This is a genomic window from Croceivirga sp. JEA036 (genome assembly GCF_011882165.1).
Lineage (GTDB): Bacteria > Bacteroidota > Bacteroidia > Flavobacteriales > Flavobacteriaceae > Croceivirga.
In genome coordinates this window covers 320,790-342,030 of sequence record NZ_JAATON010000002.1, presented here as the reverse complement: position 1 = coordinate 342,030, position 21,241 = coordinate 320,790, and the positions used below count along the sequence as shown (strand labels likewise).

The following is a 21,241-nucleotide window of genomic DNA, read 5'->3' as shown; positions in this document are numbered from 1 at the left end:
TCAAAACAATGAACAAATACGTTAAATGGACTCTAATTGGACTATTGATATTAGGAGTGCTTTGGGCAGCATCTTTTTTCATAAAAAGTAATACCAAATCCATTACAGATTATAAAACTCATAAGCCTTTTATATCTAGTATTGAAAAGAAAACTGTTGCTACAGGTAAAGTTATCCCTGAAGACGAAATTGAAATTAAGCCTCAAATTTCAGGAATAATTGATAAAATATATTTAGAAGAAGGAGCCAAAGTAAAAGCAGGTGAATTAATTGCAACCATAAAGGTAGTGCCTAATGAGCAAGCTCTTTACCAAGCAAGAGGTAGAGTAAATAATGCAAAGATTGCACTCGGTAACTCAGAAATTGATTACAATAGAAATAAAACTCTTTTTGACAGAGGTGTAGTGTCTGCTCAAGATTTTCAAAATATACAATTAGCTTTTGACCAAGCGAAACTAGAGTTAGAAAATGCTCAAAATGATTACCAAATAATTCAACGTGGTTCTGCTGGAGGCTCATCTAGTGCTAACACCAATATTAGAGCTACAGTTGATGGTACGATTCTAGAAATACCAGTTGAAGAAGGTGATCAAGTAATTCAAAGTAATAACTTTAATGATGGAACAACCATTGCTTCTATAGCCGATTTAAGTAAAATGATTTTTGAGGGCCAGGTTGATGAAGGTGAAGTAGGCAAGCTTGCCGTTGGGATGCCTTTAAAAATAACATTAGGAGCGGTTCAAGACCAAGAATTGTCTGCTAAACTCAAATTTATTGCTCCGAAAGGTATTGAAGAAGCGGGTGCAGTAAAATTTAAGATTGAAGGTGATGTAGAAATAAAGGAGGATTTTATGATAAGAGCTGGTTATAGTGCTAACGCATCATTAACTCTTGAAAAGAAAGATAGCATTTTGGTAATACCCGAAGCTTTATTGCAGTTTGATAGAGATACTAATAAGCCATATGTAGAAATAGCAACTGGTGAGCAGCAATTTGAGAGAAAAGATATTGAAATAGGAATATCAGACGGGATAAATGTGGAAATAGTTTCTGGTTTATCTGAAGATGATGAGGTAAAACAATGGAATAAAACAGAACCAGTTAAAATTGGAGAAGAAGAGGACGTAAATGGTAATGAGAAGGAATAACCAAGTACAACCAAAAATCAAAAAACGAATGAAATTTAAAATAGCAATATTCACATTAATCAGCGCTATTAGTTTGTGCAATGCGCAGGTAAAAAAATGGACCTTAGAAGAATGCGTTACCTACGCAGTAGAGCATAACATAAGTGTTGCACAGTTTAATCTAGATTTGGAAAGTGTAAAATTAGACAAATCAGATGCGTTAGGTGCTTTTATACCAAGCTTAAACGGGCAAGCTTCTGTTTCTGGTAATACGGGTTTAATATTGGATCCAACCACTAATAATTTAGTTTCCGGTACTATTATGTCTTCTAGTATGAATTTGACATCTTCAGTAACGTTGTTTGATGGGTTGAGAAACTTTAAAAACCTACAGCGAGCTAAATTAAATGCTATTGCGGGGCAATATCGTCTAGATGATTTGGTAGATGATATTAGACTTAATGTAGCTAATGCCTATTTGCAAATATTATCTAATAAAGAGGCCTTAAAAGTTGCCAAAGCACAATTAGCGGTCACAGAGCAAGATTTAAATAGGACTAAAGAGTTGGTAGATGCTGGCGTAGTGCCAAAAGGCGATTTGTTAGAATTGGAAGCTACCGTTGCCTCCCAACAACAACAAATAGTTAATAACAAAGGATTAGTCTTGATATCTAAAATAAATTTAGCGCAATTTTTACAAATTACAGATTATGATAGTTTTGATATTGCAGACGATTCTTTTGAGGTGCCACCAACGAGTATTTTAGATAATTCTGCTAAAACTATTTTTGATAAGGCATTGACCTTTAGGAATGACATAAAACTTTCTCAGGCTAATGTGGATTTAGCATCAAAGGATGTTGAGATTGCTAAAGGAGCTTATATGCCAACCCTAGGGGCTTTCTTTAATTACAATACAAGATATTCTGATCAAAATAGAAATCCATTCACAGGAGAGGATTTAAATTTTATTGATCAGTTGTGGTTAAATGATGGTATTTCTTACGGAGCACAATTAAACGTTCCCATATTTAATGGCTGGAGTACTAAAAATAACGTAACCAGGGCTAAGATTGCTTTAGATAGAACTAAGTTACAGTACGAGGCTGATAAGCTAGCTCTAGAAGCAACTATACAACAAAGTTATGTTGATGTTAAAACATTTGGCAAAGCATATGAAGCCGCACAAAAAACATTAGAGGCTAGACGTATAGCTTATGATTATGCTAAAGATAGATTTGAAGTAGGCTTAATGAATAGTTTTGACTTTAGCCAAGCACAGTCTCGTGTAGATGATGCGGAAGCTAACGTAATTAGAACCAAATATGATTACATATTTAGAATTAAAATACTAGAATTCTATTTTGGTTTACCAATACAATTGAACTAGGTATCTTTGTAGCCATTATGGCTAGGATACTAAATTTAGAGACAGCAACAACCAATTGTTCCGTAAGTATTGGGGTAAACGGAGAATTAGTTTCTTTGGTAGAAGAAAACACAGCTAATTATTCCCACGCAGAACAATTGCATCTTTTTATAAAAGAAGCCTTGAAAAAGGCTTCTTTGTCATTTTTTGATATAGATGCCATTGCGGTGAGTAAAGGGCCAGGTTCTTATACTGGTTTGCGTATTGGAGTGTCTGCAGCTAAGGGTTTAAGCTTTTCCTTGGATAAACCGCTTATTGCTGTGCCTACCTTAGAAAGTTTAGCTCATCAAATAGAAATTCCTATTGGGGATTTCATCGTACCTGTTTTAGACGCTAGGCGTATGGAAGTTTATTCCTGTGTTTTTGATGTAAATTATAAAGAGGTACGCGCTACGGATGCAGAAATAATTACAGAAGAATCGTTTGCCGATTATGCAACTAAAGGAAATGTGCATTTGGTGGGTAATGGTGCAGAAAAATGCATGGAGCTGCTCGGTACTGATAAATTTAGCTATCACACAGAAAAAGTGCCATCTGCAGCACAAATGGCACACTTATCTTTTACTAAATACAAACAACAACAGTTTGAAGATGTTGCGTATTTTGAACCTTATTATCTTAAGGATTTTGTGTTACAAACCAAAAAGAAAAAAGCTTAATCTTCTATTTCCTGACTGTGAATAACACGTTGCGGAAAAGGTATCTCTATACCAGCCTCATCAAACTTAAGTTTAGATTGTTCTATAAGATTAAATTTAGCGCCCCAGAAATTTTCATTCTTAGCCCACCAGCGTAAAGAAAGATTTACAGAGCTATCTGCTAATTCTGCTACGTAAACCTCTGGTTTAGGTTCTTTAAGAATTCGTTCGTCGTTTGCACAAAGTTCTAGTAAAATATCCTTTGCTTTTTTAATATTAGAGCCGTAGCCAATCCCAACCGTATAATTGTCCCTACGGATAGGTTCTGCGCTGTAGTTTACAATATTTCCGTTGGCCAATTGACCATTAGGTACAATTGCCAATTGATTACCAAAGGTATTGAGCTTAGTATTGAAAATGGAAATTTCTTTCACGGAACCATCTACGCCTTGTGCAGAAATCCAATCACCTATCTTAAAAGGTTTAAAAAGCAAGATGAGTACACCGCCAGCAAAATTGGAAAGTGAGCCTTGTAATGCCAAACCAATGGCTAAACCTGCTGCTCCAATTATAGCAATTAGGGAAGAAGTTTTTACTCCTAACTGAGTTACTACAAGTACAAATAGCAGAACTTTTAAGACAATGCTTATGAAGCTCTGCAAAAAGCTTTCTAAAGTAGGGTCGTAATCCTTTTTTTCAAAGAATTTGCGCACCATTTTATTAATAAGCCGTACAAACCATAAGCCTACAACTAAAAGTAGTATTGCGAGTATAATATTCGGAACGAGTTTCCATACCCAATCTATAGCTTTAGATATGTGTTCCTCATAATTTTGAAATTGTTCTAACATAGCTTTCATTTTAGAGCACAACCTAGCTAATAACCATTAACATTTCAAATATTAACAATTAAAACTGGGTTAAAGTTTAGTCCCCTTTTAAAGTTGTTTTAACACTGCCGAAGCTGTGTTTACAGGTAATTTACAGCTTCCTTCTATACAAACATAGGCCATGGTTTCTCCTGGAACATATCTGTTTTCTAATAAGGGCAATTTGCTGTTTCCATTTGCAGCGCCAACTAAAATACTATTTGGGATGTAATGGCTGGCTAGTTCTGCTCCTATGCTTTTGTAATTTTCTCCTAGTAAGGCAATTTCATAAAAATTATGATTATTGTACTGCACCAAATGAAGCCAATTCGCAAAGGTTTGAGCATCTGTCATAAAATTATCTTGTACTTGTGCTACCATGCGTTCTACAATTTCTCCATAAGGCTTATCTGGATAAATTTTGTGTAGTTTGATGAGGTTGTTAGCCATGATGGAATTAGAAGACGATATCACATTGTCATTTATTTCTATTGAGCGTCTTATCAATTTTTGGTCTTTGTCTGATGTATAAAAGAACAACCCACTCTCATCATCTTTAAAATGAAGTAAAGTATAACCCATCAGTTTTTGAGCGTGCTTTAGCCATTTTTCGTCAAAAGTAACCTCATACAATCCAATAAAACCTTCTATTACGGTAGCATAATCTTCTAAAAATGCATTGATGTTGCTTTTCTCAGCCTTATGATTTCTATACAAAGAACCATCATCATTCATCATTTCTGAGGTAATAAAATCCGCATTGGCCAGTGCTAATTTAAGATAGGATTCGTCTTGTAAATAGCGATAGGCATCAGTAAGACCTTTTAGCATTAAGCCGTTCCAAGAGGTAAGAATTTTATCATCTAATCTTGGTTTTTCTCGCTTATCTCGCTCTTGTTTTAAAATAACAATACTTTCAGAAATAGTTTGTTGTAAATCTGCCTGCGTTATACCCAGTTCTTTAGCAACTTCATCATCTTTTTTATCCCGTATCAACACATAATTTTCATCTTCCCACAATCCATAAGAATTGATATTGTAGTATCGTTTGAATGTTTCAAATTTATCGCCCAATAATTGCTTTAATTCGGTTTCTGTCCACACATAAAATGCGCCTTCTTCTAATTCTCCGTCCTCATTATGGCTGTCTGCGTCTAAAGAAGAATAGAAACCACCATTAGAATCACTTAATTCACTCCTAACAAATGCTATAGACTTCTCTACAGTTTCTTTGTACAGCGGATTTTTAGTGACTGCGTAAGCTTTGCTGTAAAGGCTTATTAATTGTCCGTTATCATAAAGCATTTTCTCAAAGTGGGGTACATGCCACTTAGTATCTACGGCATAGCGAGAAAAACCACCATCAATTGGGTCAAATATTCCCCCATAGGCCATTCTGGTTAATGTGGTATTTACATATTCTAAAATGCTGTCATTTTTTTGTTGCACACCATAATGCAATAAAAAATCTAAATTATTGGGCATCATAAATTTAGGAGCGCGTTTGTAGCCGCCTAAAAAAGTGTCAAAATAGGTGCTCCATTTTTGTACGGCCAATTGTAGTTCATCGTCTTTAAAACTAACTTCGCTATTTTTACTTTCCACCAGATTAATAGCTTTAATGCCTTTTTCTAAATTGGTTGCAAACTCCTCTACTTTAGCAGGTTCATTTTTGTATAATTCTACTAGGCTTTCCAAGGACTTGGTCCAATTTTCTTTTGGTAGGTAAGTAGCGCCCCAAAACGGACGGCCATCTGGCAGCGCAACGATATTCAATGGCCACCCACCATTACCCGTCATCATTTGTAGGGCATCCATGTATATCTGGTCTACATCTGGGCGTTCTTCACGGTCTATTTTTATATTAACAAAGTTCTGGTTCATGTAGGCTGCAATAGAATCGTTTTCAAAAACTTCATCTTCCATTACATGACACCAATGGCAAGCCGCATAGCCAATACTAATTAACAATGGTTTATTTTCTTTTTGAGCTCGTTCTAAAACCTCTGGTTTCCAAGCTTCCCAATTTACTGGATTATGAGCGTGTTGCAATAAATACGGACTAGTTTCTTCTATTAGAGCATTGGTGTATTTATGTTTCATAGCTTCTTGGTTGTTTTTGCACCCTGTTAGCAAGATTATGGTTAGTAGTGCAAGCTGTAGTTTTTTCATTCAGTTTCGGTTTAAAACAAAAAAAGCGCCGTAATAGGCGCTAATTTATTCAGTAAATTTAATTAATTCACTTCAAAAGTGATTTTAACATTCACACGGAATTCATCTATTTTTCCATCTTTTACCGTCGCATTTTGTTCATTTACGTAAACAGAACGTATGTTTTTTACGGATTTAGAAGCCTGCTCCACGGCATTTTTGGTGGCATCCTCCCAACTTTTGTTAGAGTTTGCCAATACTTCAATTACTTTTAAAACTGCCATAATAGTTACTGTTTTTAAATTTCTTTAATATAAGAAAATCTTTACAAAATATGGGGAATTTTAAAGTTAACCGTTAAGCGCAACTACCTCTTCCACACGGTCACCAAGCATATTTTTAAGCATGGTTTCTATGCCATTTTTAAGTGTAAAGGTAGAAGATGGGCATCCGCTACAAGCACCTTGTAAAATAACATTAACCTTTTTAGTGTCTGGTTCGTAAGATTGAAAGAGAATATTACCGCCGTCACTTGCTACAGCTGGCTTTACATATTCTTCCAAGATATCTATTATTGCCTTGGAGGTATCATCATACTCCACCTCTGGTTGCGATTCTACTTTGTTAGAAGCTTTGGTTTGTGAAAGAGCATTTTCTGAAACTGCTGCTTTGCCCTCAGTAAAATAAGTTCGGATAAACTCACGCAATTCCATCGTAACATCATTCCATTCAGCTACATCAAACTTTGTAATCGAAACATAATTTTGATCCAAAAACACCTCTTTTACAAACGGAAAATGAAACAATTGTGTAGCCAGTTCAGATTCTTTGGCTTCATCAATATTTTTGAATTCAAAAATAGAAGGGACAATAGGTTTGTTTAGAACAAACTTCATCACAGCCGGATTAGGAGTTACCTCTGCATACACAGAAACAGGAGTGGTATCTTTTGTTTCTTCCATTACAATTGGCTCGCCCGCGTTTAAGTATTCTACTAGGTTCTGAGCTACTTCGTCCTTAACATCATTCCATTGTACAATATCAAAACGTTCTAGTGCAATGAAATTACCAGAAACATATACCGTTTTAATAAACGGAAGATGAAAAAGCTGTTGTGCTAAGGGGCTAGATTTAGCCTCGTCTATATTTTTAAATTCGTAATTGTTCTTTACTAAAAAATGATTTGCCTCAAACTTTAAAATGGCAGGATTGTTAGTCTCTACCACCGTGATATTATATTCTTTCATGGCTAAAATTTTGACAAAAATACAAAGTATTTATGGGGAACAACGCATATAATAATACTACTTTTGATGCGTTATAGTAGTTGTTTTTAGTTAACATAGAGCAACACATAGCCCCATACCAATGAAAAAGCTCCTTTTACTTATTCTTTTGATTGCACTTGTGCCTACAAGTAAAGCCCAAGAGGGTATTCCGGTTTATTTTGATTATTTAGCAGATAACTACTATTTAGTTTATCCATCTATGGCCGGGATTGGAGAGGGGGGTAAGATAAGGTTAACTGCCCGCAAACAGTGGTTTAATGTGGATGAAGCACCAAGTTTGCAAACCCTTAATGCAAATTTTAGAGTAGGTAACAGAAGTGGTGTAGGGTTTATACTTTTTAATGATGCCAATGGGTATCACTCTCAAACAGGATTTAAAGGTACTTATGCGCATCATTTGCAATTAGCAGGTGATTTTAGAACATTAAATCAATTGTCTTTTGGTTTAAGTGCCGGAGCTATTTTAAGTAGCTTAGATGAAACTGAATTTAGATCTGTTGTTCCAGATCCAGAAGTGAGTGGTGTTAAGAATACAGTAAGCTATTTTAATGTAGATTTAGGTGTTTCTTATAACTATTTAGAATTTTATGCCCATGCAGCAATACTAAACCTTTTGGGTTCTGGTAGGGATTTGTATACGTTAGCAGAGTTTGACAATCTTAGAAGATATCTAATCTCTGCGGGTTATGTTTTTGGTAAAGGTGAGTTTAGAATAGAACCATCTGTCTTATTTCAATTAACCGATTTTACCAAGGAAAAAACTGTAGATATTAATGCGAAGGTGTATAAAGATTTGAATCCGACCACGACACTTTGGGCCGGTCTTTCTTATAGGAGAAGTTTTGATGGAGCACAATTTCAACAAGATGGTACGTTTGGAGAACAACGGTTGCAGTTGTTTACACCTATTGTTGGGGTAAACCTCAATCGTTTTATGTTTTCGTATAATTATTCTTATCAATCCGGAGATATTCGTTTTGATAATGGTGGATTTCATCAAATTACCTTAGGCTACGATTTTGGTGAGCAGCGTAAAGACAGATACGATTGCCATTGCCCTGCGGCTAATTAAAAAAGAAGACAGCATTACTGCTGCCTTTCTTTTTGCTGAACACTTATTTTTCCCACCTAAATTGCTTTTTAGCGGCTTGTTTTTTAATGGCGTTAAGCATGGCATTTTCTAGTTCACCACCTTTATTGGCCTGTTTGGCTATGTAAATTTCTCGTTTCTCATTCAATTTTTGTATTTCGGATTGCAATTTTTCTCGTTCTGCCTTTCGTTCTTTTAAAACAGTGTTAATCTCTTCGTCAGTTTTACCTCTTAATTCATCAGGTAAGGCGTCATCTTCCAGCTCAGATACCGACACAGCATTATTTTCTACAGCATCCACTAAGTCCCAAGAAGAATTCTTATACATTTTACTGCTTTTGCTAACAGCTCTATTTACAGCTACCTCTGCCTCTACCTCATAGGCATTGCTGTCTTGTTCTCGTTGCTTTTGTAGTTTGGCATTGCCTAGACTACCGTATGCTACATACGTTTGGTTAAGCTTACTATTTAACCTCATTATTTGGTCATCATAGGGCGTGTGTACATAAATCTGTTCTGCGTTATGGTCAATTGCCATGTAGTCGCCTCCAGTACGTATAGCACCGTCTTTCCACTGTGTAGCAATTCCTTGTGCATAGTTACCGCAGAAAATGGTGTTTACTACCACGTCTTTTTCTTTGGCTTGGCTTGCCGCATCTTTGTAATTTAAGCCGCCTTGGGTAAAAGGTTCATTACCTGCAATGAAAATAAGTTTTAAATCATCTTGATTTTTACCCCAATCTAACTGTTGTAAAGATGTGTTGATTACCGTTCCGCAATATTCTTCACCACCATTGGTGCTTAGAGAGAATAATTTTTCTGAAATATCATCTAAATCAGAACTAAAAGGTAAAACCTGCCTTAAATAGCCTTCCCTAGAAGAAAGATTGTCATTACCGTACTCGTAAAGCGCTATCTGTAATTCTGGCCGCTGGTCATTGCCACACTTAGCATAAGAGAATTCGTTTACAATATCCCATAACTGTGCTTTGGCTTGGTTAATGAGCCCGTCCATACTATTACTTGTATCTAAAAGCAACGCAATTTTTACAAACTGCTTTTCAGGTTCAGGGTGTACAAGTACACCTGCTCGGGCGGTTTCTAATGCTTCATTGGTAGGAGTATTAAAATTGCAACTATAAACATTTAATAAGCAAAAGCTAGCCATGGTAGTGCTTAATAAAAATCGTGTTTTTCTCATGATGATTTCTTTTTTAGTTGCTCCAAAACTATAGGGAGTTTTATTTTAGAAAAATCGATAATTAGGTTCTGGTGTTGCGGAATGAGTGTCTAGGCTTTTTAATTGAGTAAAGTAGGTGTAACTTACGTAAATGGGGCCGTTTATTGCTAAAAGTCATTTTTTATATCATCCTAAATAGCCTAAGTTTACTGGGATAATTATGTTATGCAGTATCGTTATTACATTGTGTCGTTTTTACTTTTTGTGGTTGCTAATTCTTTTAGTCAAAGTACACAATTGGATTCCGGTTTGTTTAAGCTGAGCGGGGAAGTACGGGCAAGAAATACAGGTAAGCCTATAGCAGGTGTAAATGTGAGTACGGATGCAGGAGCTTATACGACCACAAATGCTTTCGGGACTTTTGTTATCAACGCTAGAATAGGAGAGGAGCTTATTTTTAGTGGTGCTGATATTGTCACCGCAAGGCATAGAATTACCTCTAAAGAAGAAGTAATTTTAGAAGTAGTGGATTATGATGAAGACAGGAGTGGCCGTGGAATGTCTAGTCAAGAGGAATACCAACGTTATTTGGATTCTGCACAATACTACAAAAAGAAGGATATAGAAAAAAGTTTAGATTTTATTGCTAAATCTATTGCTAGTCCAACGATTAGCCCTACCAAATCACAATTAAACACAAGTCTTACGTTGTTGGGAGAAGTATATTTATACCACCAACAGTATGATTTGGCTGTGGCCAATCTGCAAGATGCCTTAAAAGCCAAAAAAACTATTAAATCTGCACTGTTGTTGTCAGAGGCTTTAGTGCTTGCTACAGATTATAAAGCTGCACTTGCAGAGCTTAAAAAATTAGAAAAAATTAAGCGAATCGTGCCCTACCAGCACATAGCGTATCTGGAGTTGCAGGCAGATGCACATAAAGGATTGGGAGATACGCGCAAAGCTTTAGAGTTTTATGAAGAGAGTTTACGGGTTGCAGAGCAAAACCAAGTAAGCCCTAAAGTAACGGACCTTACCAGTAAAATTGCGGATGCTTATGCTGCAAAGGATAGAAAAATAGAAGCCGAAGGATATTATAATAATTCGCTAAAACTTTCCAAACAACAAGCGCCACAACGAGCAATTCAAGAGAACGAGAAGGTGGCAGATTTTTACAATAAAAGCAACAGGTTTACAGACGAGATTCAGCTTAGAAAAGAAAGCTTAAATCAGCTAAATGCCTTACCTAAAAAGCGGGTAGCTAAAGAAAAAAATGCAGCGGCGTCAGATTCCATTACTAGGCAGCGAATTAATTACAAAATAGCAAATGCCTACATAGCTCAAGATAAGCTAGAAGAGGCCATACCCTATTTGCAGAAAAGTATTGTTGAGGCGGATTCTGAGGACGATTTAATTGTACAAAAAGATGCTACACGTAAACTATCAGAAGTGTATGAGTATAAGGGCGATTTCAGCAAGGCGTACCAGACCTACCAATCTTATGTAACCTTGGTAGATACTCTATACATAAGAAAAGAACAAGAACTGTCTAGGTTGTCCAGATTAAATAGGGATATTGTAAACAAGCAGAATAGAATCTCTTCTTTAGAGCAAGAGCGAGAATTAGCACAGAGTAAATACAATTTAGCCTTGACGGAGCAGCAGTTATTCCAAACAAGAACCAATTGGCAAAAATGGCTCATTTACTCCTTAGTGGCGGGCTTAGCCTTATTGGGCTTAATTGCATTTTTATACTATCGTAGTAACGAAAAACAAAAACTAGCCAACAACCTATTAGCTTTAAAATCGCTAAGAACTCAAATGAACCCTCATTTTATTTTTAATGCCCTAAATTCTGTCAACAATTATATTGCTAAGAGTGATGAGCGTAGTGCTAATAGATATTTGAGCGATTTTTCTAAGTTGATGCGTACCGTATTAGAAAATTCTGAAGAAGATTTTATTCCATTTGCAAAAGAGTTAGAACTGCTGCAACTGTATGTTAAGTTGGAGCATGCACGTTTCCCAGATAAGTTCGATTATGATATCGTAATTGGGGAAGAAGTAGTGATAAATCAATTCGAAATTCCTCCAATGTTAATACAACCCTACGTCGAGAATGCGGTTTGGCATGGATTAAGATATAAAAAGGAAAAAGGCTTTTTAAGAATTGAAATTCAGCAACCAAGCCAACACGAATTAGAGGTAACCATTTTGGACAATGGTATTGGCAGAAAGCAATCTGCCATGCTCAAGACGCAGCATCAGAAAAAACAAAAATCTAAAGGCATGGGTAACATTAAAAAACGTGTAGCGATTTTAAATGATATGTATAACAATAAAGTGGATGTTACTGTGGCCAATTTGTATGATGATGAAACAGGTACAAAGGTAATTTTACGTTTAAAAAAGGATTAATGAAATTAACAGCCATACTAGTAGAAGACGAAGCCAATAGTAGAGAAATATTAAGCAATTATTTAGCAAAATATTGTCCAGATGTTGCCTTGGTAGGAGAGGCGGCTACCATCAAAGAAGGAGTCGCCATTATTAAAGAAAAGCAACCGGACTTAGTGTTCTTAGATGTAGAAATGCCCTTTGGTAATGCGTTCGATTTGTTGGAGCAGTTGCCAGATTGTAGTTTTGAAACAGTTTTTGTCACTGCCTACAATCATTATGCATTAGATGCTTTAAACAATCATGCTGCATATTATTTAATGAAGCCTATAGATATAGACGAATTGGTTAAAGCTGTAGAGTATGTGGTTGCAATAAAAACTAAAGAAAATGCTTTAGATGGGCAGGTACTGCAAGGCGGTTTTGCAAAATCAGAAGGTAAAATTACCATTCCGCAACAAGATGGTTTTCAGGTAATAGAGGTGTCAGATATATATTTTTGCAAGGCAGACGATAATTACACAGAAATTTATCTAGAAGAACGGAAGATAGTGGTCAGTAAAACGCTTAAGTATTTTGAAGAAGCATTGAGCGAATTTCCGTTTGTAAGAATTCATAAATCGTTTTTGGTGCACTTAAATCAAATTGTAAAATATAAGAAGGGTAAGGGAGGCAGTGTTGTTTTAACCAATGGTAAAGAACTTTCTGTTTCGGCCTCTAAAAAATCAGAACTATTAGCACACTTTAAATAATCTTTTATGTTGATAAAAACCGTAAACGGACATACGCCAGAATGGGGAGCAGATTGCTTTATTGCAGAAAATGCAACCATTGTAGGGCAAGTAACCATGGGTAACCAATGTAGCGTATGGTTTAATGCAGTGCTGCGTGGCGATGTACATTTTATTAAACTAGGCAACAAGGTTAATATACAAGACGGCGCCGTTGTGCATTGTACCTATCAAAAATCGCCCACTACCATTGGTAATAATGTGTCTATTGGGCATAATGCCATAGTACATGGCTGTACCATAAAGGATAACGTTCTAGTAGGTATGGGAGCTATTATTATGGACGATTGCATCATAGAAAGTAACAGCATTATTGCCGCAGGCGCAGTGGTTACCAAGGGTACACATGTTGCCTCTGGTGCTGTTTATGCAGGTATGCCTGCAAAAAAAATCAAAGAGGTAAGTCCAGAACTAAGTGCGGGAGAAATAGATAGGATAGCAAATAACTATGTAACCTATAGTAGCTGGTTCAAATAGGTAGCCTTGGCTTTAAAATTCGTTTTTCTATTTTTGCGGAACTTAAAACCGTAAAGCAATGAACGCATATATATTTCCAGGACAAGGAGCACAATTTGTGGGAATGGGCTTAGACCTGTATGAAAAGTATCCTGTAGCACAAGAAATGTTCGAGAAAGCCAATTCTATTCTTGGTTTTTCTATAACAGATATTATGTTCCAAGGAACAGCAGAAGAACTCAAAGAAACTAAAGTTACACAACCGGCTATCTTTTTGCATTCTGTAATTCTTTCCAAAGTAATGGGAGAGAGTTTTAAGCCCGATATGGTAGCAGGTCACTCTTTAGGAGAATTTTCTGCTCTTGTCGCTAATGGAGCATTGCATTTTGAAGATGCACTTAAGCTAGTTTCTCAACGCGCAATGGCGATGCAAAAAGCATGCGAATTGCAGCCAAGTACTATGGCCGCTGTTTTAGGGTTAGAAGATAAGGTGGTAGAAGATATCTGCAGCCAAATGGAAGGTATAGTAGTGCCAGCCAACTACAACTGCCCTGGGCAATTGGTCATCTCTGGAGAAATAAAGGCTATAGAAGCTACCTGCGAAAAAATGAAAGAAGCAGGCGCACGTAGAGCGTTGGTTTTACCTGTTGGTGGGGCCTTTCATTCTCCTTTAATGGAACCGGCAAGAGAAGAACTTGCAGCAGCCATAGAGCAAACACAATTTAACGAGCCAGTGTGTCCGGTATACCAAAATGTAACCACAACAGCAGTAACGGATTCTAAAGAAATAAAAGAGAATTTAATAGCACAATTAACGGCGCCGGTAAAATGGACGCAAAGTGTGGAGCAAATGCTAGCAGATGGGGCAACTAAATTTACAGAAGTAGGCCCTGGAAAGGTGTTGCAAGGCTTGGTGAAAAAGATTAATAGAGAGGTAGTTGCAGAAGGGGTAATACTTACATAAAAACCGCTATAAAAAGCAGTTTATCTAAGAAACATAGATTTTAGCTGTCTTTTAACTTAAGTCTATGTTTTTTTGGTAATATTGGGTCCCCCAAAAGAAATACGAAACACTATTATATTCTTGATATTCAGAATGAAAATGAAATCATGTAAAGCAGTATGCAATTATATGTCTTTTAGCTTAGGGGTAGCAAAACAAATTAAATCTCTTTTTTTGTTTTTATTGATGAGTGGAATTGCTTTAGGGCAAGTGCAAGTATCTATTGATGCTACAATTCCTAATGCGTTTGAAAATGGATCGGGTAATGGTGAGTTTACCATTGTATTAGAAAATGCTTCGCCACCAATACTTTTACCTAGTGTTTATCAAGTCAATTTAAATATATCAGGTACTGCTGATAATGACGTTGATTATGAAGAAATTCAAACTTTTGTCAACATCATTGTCCCAATTTTGCAGACAAGGGGTGAAGCGACCATTGTCATAGAGCCAAAAGAAGATTTCTTTTATGAAGATACTGAAAATGTAATTTTAGAAATTCTAGAATCGCCTCAATATGATATTGTGCCAGGAAAAGAAAGTGCTTCCGTTGCAATATTAGATGATGATTTTCCAGGTATTTTAGTGAACGGTATCAATGCTAGTGCCGGCCCTGTTCTTGGAACTACTACAGAAGACGGAAGTCAGGACGTAACTTTTTTAGTTACATTAGACAGTGAACCTACTGATGATGTAATCATCCAATTTGATGATTATTTGGATGGAGAAATTAGTGGTGAAAATAGTATTGTAATAACACCGTTAGAGTGGCAAACCGGAGTACCATTTACTGTAGAAGGAGTAGACGATAATATTGATGATGGGGATGTAATAACTACTATAATTGCTAATAATGTCACCTCTTTAGATGCAAACTATAATGCATTTACGGGGACTGATGTGCCGCAATTGGAAATTACAAACATAGACAATGATACTGCTGGTTTTACATTGTCACCTTTAAGTAATGATACGGAAGAAGATGGTACTGAAGCTAGGTTTACTATTGTTTTAAATACTGAACCTATAAATAATGATGTGGTTTTTGAGTTGACAACTATATCAGACGAAATCGAGATTTTTAATGAAGCTCCTGTTTTTAAATCAAGTAATTGGAATGAACCTCAAAATATAACTATTACTGGTGTAGATGATGATGTTGTAGATGGTAATCAAATTTTTACTATTGTAGTTGGAGTAGCGTCAACTACTAATGATGCCAATTATTTAGCATTACCAGATCAACAGGTAGAAGGTTTAAATATTGATAATGATTTTGCCGGATACACTGTGACTCCAACATTTTTAAGTACAGAAGAATCTGGGACTCAAGATAGTTTTACGATAGTTTTAGACGCAAGACCGGTGAATGAAGTGGCGTTTTCTTTGAATGTTACTTCTAATGAAGATGAAATTTCATTAAGTGATTCTAGTGTAGTTTTTAATAACACAAATTGGAATCAACCTAGAACTATAAATGTAACCGGATTAGATGATACAGTTGTAGACGGTAATCAAAGTTTTGAAGTTAGTATTGACATAGATGCCGCAAATACTGATTCGCAATTTTTAGGTTTGTCAGAGACAGTTGTAATCGGTGAAAATTTGGACAACGATGTTGCTGGTTTTGTAGTTAATCCTAATGCTGTTAGTACCTCGGAAACTGGTTCCACTGCCGTTATTAGTGTTGTACTGACAGCTCAGCCCTTAACAGATGTTATATTTACCGTGAACTCGTCTGATGAGGATGAAGCCTCAGTGTCCCCTGGAAGTTTAATTTTTACTGATTTAAATTGGGATGAAGAGCAAGAAATTATAGTAAAAGGTGAGGATGATGAGGCTATAGATGGTAACCAGAACTTTCAAATAAGAATTGCTATAGATGATGCAAGTTCTGATGTAGAGTTTAGAAGTTTAAATGATTTTCTTGTTAATGGAATTAATAATGATAATGATGTAGATTGTGCTGAAGGTATAGAGCCTCCTGTGGTAGATAATAACCTTTCTACTGTTATATGCGATGAGGAATCATTCGATTTGGATAATTTTATTTCCAATTCTGCACCAAGCGGGTTCAATTTAACATGGAGTAATGATAGCAATCCATATAATACAGGTGCACATATAAGTAGTGTAGTAGAAGAGTCTGCCGTATATTATGGTTTTTATTACAATAATGGAGGTACGCCCATAATTACTGATGATGACTGTGCTACAGCTGCGATAGTAATCAATTTAGATTTTAGAGATGCTCCGGAAATAGAGAGCATAAATGGAGTTACGGTTTGTGAAGGTGAAAGTGATGTTGCTATTTCAGTTACGGCAACAACAGGAGCCCAAATTAATTGGTATCAGAACCTTAATGACAATTCTCCGCTTGCACAAGGAACCAGCTTTTCTGTCCCTGCAATAAACCAAACTACGAGCTTTTATGCAGAAGCTGCTCTTTCTGGTTGTGTTTCAGAAAGGGTAGAAGTTGTTGTAGAGGTAATTCCTGCGCCCATGCCAGGCACTCAAGTAATTAATAGTGTGTGTATAGAAGCAGGTCCAGACAATACTACGCTATTAAATTTAGAAGAAGTACTAGAGGGTGAAGGAACAGGTAACTGGAGTTTTGTATCTGGGCCATCAGCTGTCAGTATTTCAGATGATATTGTAGACTTTGATGGGTTAGAAGAAGGGGATTATATTTTTAGTTATACTACTACTGGTGCCATACCTCCTTGTGTTGATAGAGCAATACAATACACACTTTTGGCAGTAAATTGTTTTGAAGACACCGATGGAGATGGCCTATCCGATGATGAAGAGACCAATTTAGGCACTAACCCTACCAATGCAGATACAGATGGCGATACGATAAACGATGGCCAAGAAGTATTGACAGATAATACCAATCCTTTAGACGATTGTGATTCTATAGGAGGAGTTCCATTGCCAGATGGCGATTGTGATATGGACGGATTAAGCAATGGCGAGGAGTTAGAGCTAGGTTCTGACCCTTATGACCCATGTGATCCAAACCTAGATAGTGAAGCATGTGGCGCTGACCCGGTAGATATTGCAATTACCAAAACGGTGAATGTATCTAGCCCACTATCAGGACGAGAAATCACCTTTACCATCACGGCTACCAATATAGTACCAGAAACTACAGCCATAAATGTAGAGGTGGTAGATGTATTGAGCAACCCTACGTATTTTGAGGTAGAAAGTGTTCGTTCAGAAGTTGCAGGGGAGGCTGTAGGAGAGTACGATATCCTTAGCGGTATATGGCGCATACCAGAATTACTAGGAGAAAGCACGGCAGTACTTACCATTACAGGTAGGGTATTGGTAAATGAACGAGTATCCTTTACCAATACCGCTAGTCTAAGACGTGTATCGCCAAGAGATAACAATTCAGAGAACGACAGTGCCGCGGTGAGCATTAGTGTGCAATTGAGTGACTGTGTAGCCTCAGGAACCATTTGTAATCAGTTTTCTCCCAACGGAGATGGTGTAAATGATGTTTTAGTATTGGTAAATGCAACAGACTATCCAAACAGCTACTTGCAAATATTTAATAGATACGGTACGTCGGTGTATGAAAAGCGCGGCTACGATAATAGCTGGGATGGTACAGGGGATAATGGAGAATTGCCCAAAGGGACGTATTTTTACGTTTTAGATTTGGGCGACGGTTCTGATGTTACCAAAGGATGGATTCAAATCATAAGATAAGCGTAGGGCATTAGATGATTCACAAACAACGCATGCTGGCCTTTGTATTGGCCATAGTCAATATTAGTATTTCATGGGCTCAGAAAGAGCCTCAGTACACCCAATATATGTACAATGTGGGTAGTTTTAACCCGGCCTATGTAGGTTCTGTGGAGCATCTAGATTTTTCTTTGCTTTACCGCGCACAGTGGATAGAGGTGCCTGGCGCTCCCACAACAGGGCGTTTTGGAGTCAATTACCCGTTTGAGAATAAAAAAATGGGCTTAGGTTTCAATGTGGTTAACGATGAGCTAGGTCCTTTAAACCAGACCTATGTAGATATCGCCTATTCGTATCAGGTAAATTTAAATGATGCTGCGCGATTGTCATTCGGTGTAGATGTAGGCGGTTCTTTTTTAAATATCGATTATACAAAGGGGAACTTTGAGAATCCGGCAGACCCATCTGCCGTAGGAGGTCAGTTCAATGGTTTTTACCCTACTATAGGTGCAGGTTTGTTTTTGTATGATGAAGATTGGTATGTAGGGGCCTCTGTACCTAACTTTCTAACCAATGGAATTTACAACGATGAGATAGGAAGTGTGGTAGAAGACAAGATACAATACAACCTTATAGGGGGGTATGTTTTTGAGTTGTCAGAAGAGGTGTTGTTTAAGCCTGCATTGTTATTTAATTACTTAGAGGGTGCCCCCATTAACCTGAATCTATCGGCTAATTTTCAATTTGCAGAGTTGGTAACACTAGGCGCATCATATAGAATAGATAATGCCATGAGTGGTTTGGCTGGAATACAAATCTCTAACAGTATCTTTTTTGGATATTCTTACGATTACAATACCAATGGCTTTGGGCAGTACAATAACGGTTCTCATGAGGCAATACTTAAGTTTTACTTAGGTAGAGAAGGTAGAGACCGTAGCGGTAGCAGTAAGAACAAGCGTTTTAAAGGTAAGCCCAAACAAATAGATTCTCCACGATTTTTTTAAATGGAAAATAAGCATATGTTGAGCAGAAGTATAGTTTTAATTTTGATGCTGGTATTAGCTACGGTCCATGGTCAGCAACGTGTCTCTAAAGGGGATGGGCATTTTTTTGCTTATGCGTATGACGAAGCAATAGTGGCGTATGAGAAAGATATCAAGAAAGGGTTAGTTTTATCTTCGGAGCAGAAATTGAATTTGGCAGATTGTTATTTTATGACTGGTGGGTATAAAAATGCCAATGAGTTATATCTGCAATTATTTGATAATGATGTAGATTTAGGTAGTAAACGGATAAATAGACTGTTTAGAAGTTTAGAGGAAACAGGAGATGTCGCAAAGGTTAGAGATTTGATATATAATGATTCTTTAAAATTGTCTAATCAGTTGATAGAGAACATGGATTTTAACAATCGATTACTTGCCAAAAATGTTCTACAATCAAATTTGGATTTCAATGTATTTTTAGCTGAAATTAGTTCCAATGAAAATGAATTTTCTCCAAGTTTTTATATAGAGGAATTATTATATACAACTTCTAAATCTATAGGGAATTCTGTGAAAAATAAAGAAGGTTATCTTAATATTTATTCAAGTAGTATAGTAGACGATGGTAACGCTAGAAGTCCTAAGCTTTTTAGTAAAATTCAAAACACAGATTTTCATGAGGCAACACCCTTTTATTCAGAAAAGCTAAATAGTATTTTTTATGTGCTCTCTAATACCTTTGAAGGCGAATTGGAATTCAATGAACAAGGAAAGAATGCTTTAGCTATTGGAATGCAACGCATTGATGGAGAATTTAGGTATTTGTGGCGTGATTTAAGTACGTCTTTCTACTATCCGTTTTACGATGAGCGCAATGGTAGACTGTACTTTGCGGCGGATTTTGGGGATGGTTACGGAGGTACAGACCTGTATTATGTGACCACCAATAATGGGCAAGTGATGTCTGCACCAGTAAACTTAGGTCCCCGTATCAATACCCTGGGTAATGAGGTGGCTCCGTACATCTTTGAAGGGACACTCTACTTTTCTTCCGATATTTTTTATGGTTTAGGCGGTATGGATGTGTACAAATCCGAACTACGAGAAGAGGACCAGTTTAGCATTCCTGTAAATTTAGGCACTGCGATTAACAGTGAAAAAGACGATTTTGGATTTATCATTCGTAATCACGGCGATGGATTGTTAGGGTACTTTTCTTCCAATAGAGAAGGCGGTCGTGGGGGAGATGATATCTATGGTTTTATGGTAGATGAAAAGCCAGGATTAAAAACCCTAGTGCTCTCAGGAACGGTACAAAAAGACCATAGAGGCAATGGTGTGTCTGCAGCATCGGTAGCGGTGTTAGATGGTAAGGGCGAGGTGCTAAAAGCCACTACTACCGACCAAGATGGGAATTACCATATAGAAATTCCATGGCAAGAAGAAGTAGTGGTAGAAGTGTTTAAAAAACGCTACAGTACCTTCTACAAAAAGTACGATGCCAATGCTTTGGAAGCCATGCAAAAGGCTCCCTTTAATCCTATTATTGCGGAATATGATGAGTGGGTAGAAGAAACAGAAGGGCAAAAAGTACTAAAACTGCGTAAGTTCTACTTCCAAAAGGGCAGTAGTACCATTACCCCGGCAATAGCAAAAGAATTGGATAAAGTAGTAGAAGCGGTAGGTTATTTTCCGCAGATGCAATTGCGCATAGAAACCCATACAGACAGTAGAGGGGGTAGTGCTGCCAATTTTAGAATTACGCAAGCCCGTTCCAACGCGCTAAAGAAGTATTTAATACAGCAGGGAGTTCCGGCGTCTAACATTTTATACGCAGTAGGCTATGGGGAACAGAAAATCTTGAACGACTGTACTAATGGCAAGTTCTGTTTAGAGATGCTGCACCAACAAAACCAACGTTCACTCTTTGTAGTACTGAATGATAATATCTTGTTCGATTAATGCCCTAAAACGCAATCCTCACAAGACTTTACCTTACCATAATACGTTTCACGGTATTTGTGTAGGGTACGAGTGGGAAATCCTAAAACGTACCTTTTAATGTAGGTTACCTTAGAAGAAAACATCCCCATTTTTGGATTGTATCGTCTTTCGTTTTTTGTCGTTCTC

The 21,241-nt window shown here is 36.9% G+C and carries 16 protein-coding genes; 11 read left to right on the top strand and 5 right to left on the bottom strand.

Annotated elements, in window-relative coordinates; translation table 11 throughout:
* Positions 1-8: 8 nt before the first annotated feature.
* The 3 genes from HCO57_RS06375 to tsaB are packed head-to-tail and all read left to right on the top strand — an operon-like array spanning position 9 to position 3,215.
* Positions 9-1,148: an efflux RND transporter periplasmic adaptor subunit gene (locus HCO57_RS06375; RefSeq protein ID WP_167988327.1), complete on the top strand. Its 1,140-nt coding sequence runs from the start codon at positions 9-11 to the stop codon at positions 1,146-1,148.
* 28 nt (positions 1,149-1,176) lie between these two features.
* A complete protein-coding gene (locus HCO57_RS06370; protein ID WP_167988326.1) occupies positions 1,177-2,517 on the top strand; it encodes a TolC family protein in 1,341 nt (446 codons plus the stop codon).
* Between the two features lie 17 nt (positions 2,518-2,534).
* A complete protein-coding gene (gene tsaB / locus HCO57_RS06365) occupies positions 2,535-3,215 on the top strand; it encodes a tRNA (adenosine(37)-N6)-threonylcarbamoyltransferase complex dimerization subunit type 1 TsaB (protein ID WP_167988325.1) in 681 nt (226 codons plus the stop codon).
* Here the strand turns inward: tsaB and HCO57_RS06360 are convergent.
* The 4 genes from HCO57_RS06360 to HCO57_RS06345 form a co-directional block, all read right to left on the bottom strand.
* Positions 3,212-4,045, bottom strand: a complete 834-nt coding sequence (locus HCO57_RS06360; protein ID WP_167988324.1) for a mechanosensitive ion channel family protein — start codon at positions 4,043-4,045, stop codon at positions 3,212-3,214. The genes tsaB and HCO57_RS06360 overlap by 4 nt on opposite strands.
* A gap of 87 nt (positions 4,046-4,132) precedes the next feature.
* Complete coding sequence (locus HCO57_RS06355) at positions 4,133-6,235, bottom strand: thioredoxin domain-containing protein (protein ID WP_245167551.1); 2,103 nt, start codon at positions 6,233-6,235, stop codon at positions 4,133-4,135.
* Positions 6,236-6,297: 62 nt separating this feature from the next.
* Positions 6,298-6,498: a dodecin family protein gene (locus HCO57_RS06350; RefSeq protein WP_136949502.1), complete on the bottom strand. Its 201-nt coding sequence runs from the start codon at positions 6,496-6,498 to the stop codon at positions 6,298-6,300.
* Positions 6,499-6,564: 66 nt separating this feature from the next.
* Complete coding sequence (locus HCO57_RS06345; protein WP_136949503.1) at positions 6,565-7,461, bottom strand: NifU family protein; 897 nt, start codon at positions 7,459-7,461, stop codon at positions 6,565-6,567.
* Positions 7,462-7,582: 121 nt separating this feature from the next.
* Between HCO57_RS06345 and HCO57_RS06340 the strand changes: the two genes are divergently transcribed.
* The gene (locus tag HCO57_RS06340; protein WP_167988323.1) at positions 7,583-8,575 is read left to right on the top strand and encodes a type IX secretion system membrane protein PorP/SprF; all 993 of its coding nucleotides are present in this window, start codon (positions 7,583-7,585) and stop codon (positions 8,573-8,575) included.
* A gap of 43 nt (positions 8,576-8,618) precedes the next feature.
* Here the strand turns inward: HCO57_RS06340 and HCO57_RS06335 are convergent, their stop codons facing one another.
* Positions 8,619-9,794 carry a vWA domain-containing protein gene (locus HCO57_RS06335; RefSeq protein WP_167988322.1) on the bottom strand — a complete coding sequence of 392 codons (1,176 nt, stop codon included), beginning with the start codon at positions 9,792-9,794 and terminating at the stop codon, positions 8,619-8,621.
* 225 nt (positions 9,795-10,019) lie between these two features.
* Between HCO57_RS06335 and HCO57_RS06330 the strand changes: the two genes are divergently transcribed.
* The 7 genes from HCO57_RS06330 to HCO57_RS06300 all read left to right on the top strand — a co-directional run bounded on the left by HCO57_RS06330 (position 10,020) and on the right by HCO57_RS06300 (position 21,073).
* Positions 10,020-12,191, top strand: coding sequence for a histidine kinase (locus tag HCO57_RS06330; protein WP_317171122.1), 2,172 nt, complete (start codon positions 10,020-10,022; stop codon positions 12,189-12,191).
* Positions 12,191-12,922 carry a LytR/AlgR family response regulator transcription factor gene (locus HCO57_RS06325; protein ID WP_167988320.1) on the top strand — a complete coding sequence of 244 codons (732 nt, stop codon included), beginning with the start codon at positions 12,191-12,193 and terminating at the stop codon, positions 12,920-12,922. The genes HCO57_RS06330 and HCO57_RS06325 overlap by 1 nt, the downstream gene beginning before the upstream one ends.
* A 6-nt stretch (positions 12,923-12,928) precedes the next feature.
* Complete coding sequence (locus HCO57_RS06320; RefSeq protein WP_167988319.1) at positions 12,929-13,438, top strand: gamma carbonic anhydrase family protein; 510 nt, start codon at positions 12,929-12,931, stop codon at positions 13,436-13,438.
* A 58-nt stretch (positions 13,439-13,496) separates the two neighbouring features.
* Complete coding sequence (gene fabD, locus HCO57_RS06315; RefSeq protein WP_167988318.1) at positions 13,497-14,381, top strand: ACP S-malonyltransferase; 885 nt, start codon at positions 13,497-13,499, stop codon at positions 14,379-14,381.
* A 225-nt stretch (positions 14,382-14,606) separates the two neighbouring features.
* Positions 14,607-18,143 carry a gliding motility-associated C-terminal domain-containing protein gene (locus tag HCO57_RS06310; protein ID WP_209066057.1) on the top strand — a complete coding sequence of 1,179 codons (3,537 nt, stop codon included), beginning with the start codon at positions 14,607-14,609 and terminating at the stop codon, positions 18,141-18,143.
* Positions 18,144-18,157: 14 nt separating this feature from the next.
* On the top strand, positions 18,158-19,129 hold the full coding sequence (locus tag HCO57_RS06305; protein ID WP_136949511.1) for a type IX secretion system membrane protein PorP/SprF: 972 nt from the start codon (positions 18,158-18,160) through the stop codon (positions 19,127-19,129).
* The gene (locus tag HCO57_RS06300; protein WP_245167550.1) at positions 19,130-21,073 is read left to right on the top strand and encodes an OmpA family protein; all 1,944 of its coding nucleotides are present in this window, start codon (positions 19,130-19,132) and stop codon (positions 21,071-21,073) included.
* Positions 21,074-21,241 lie beyond the last annotated feature (168 nt).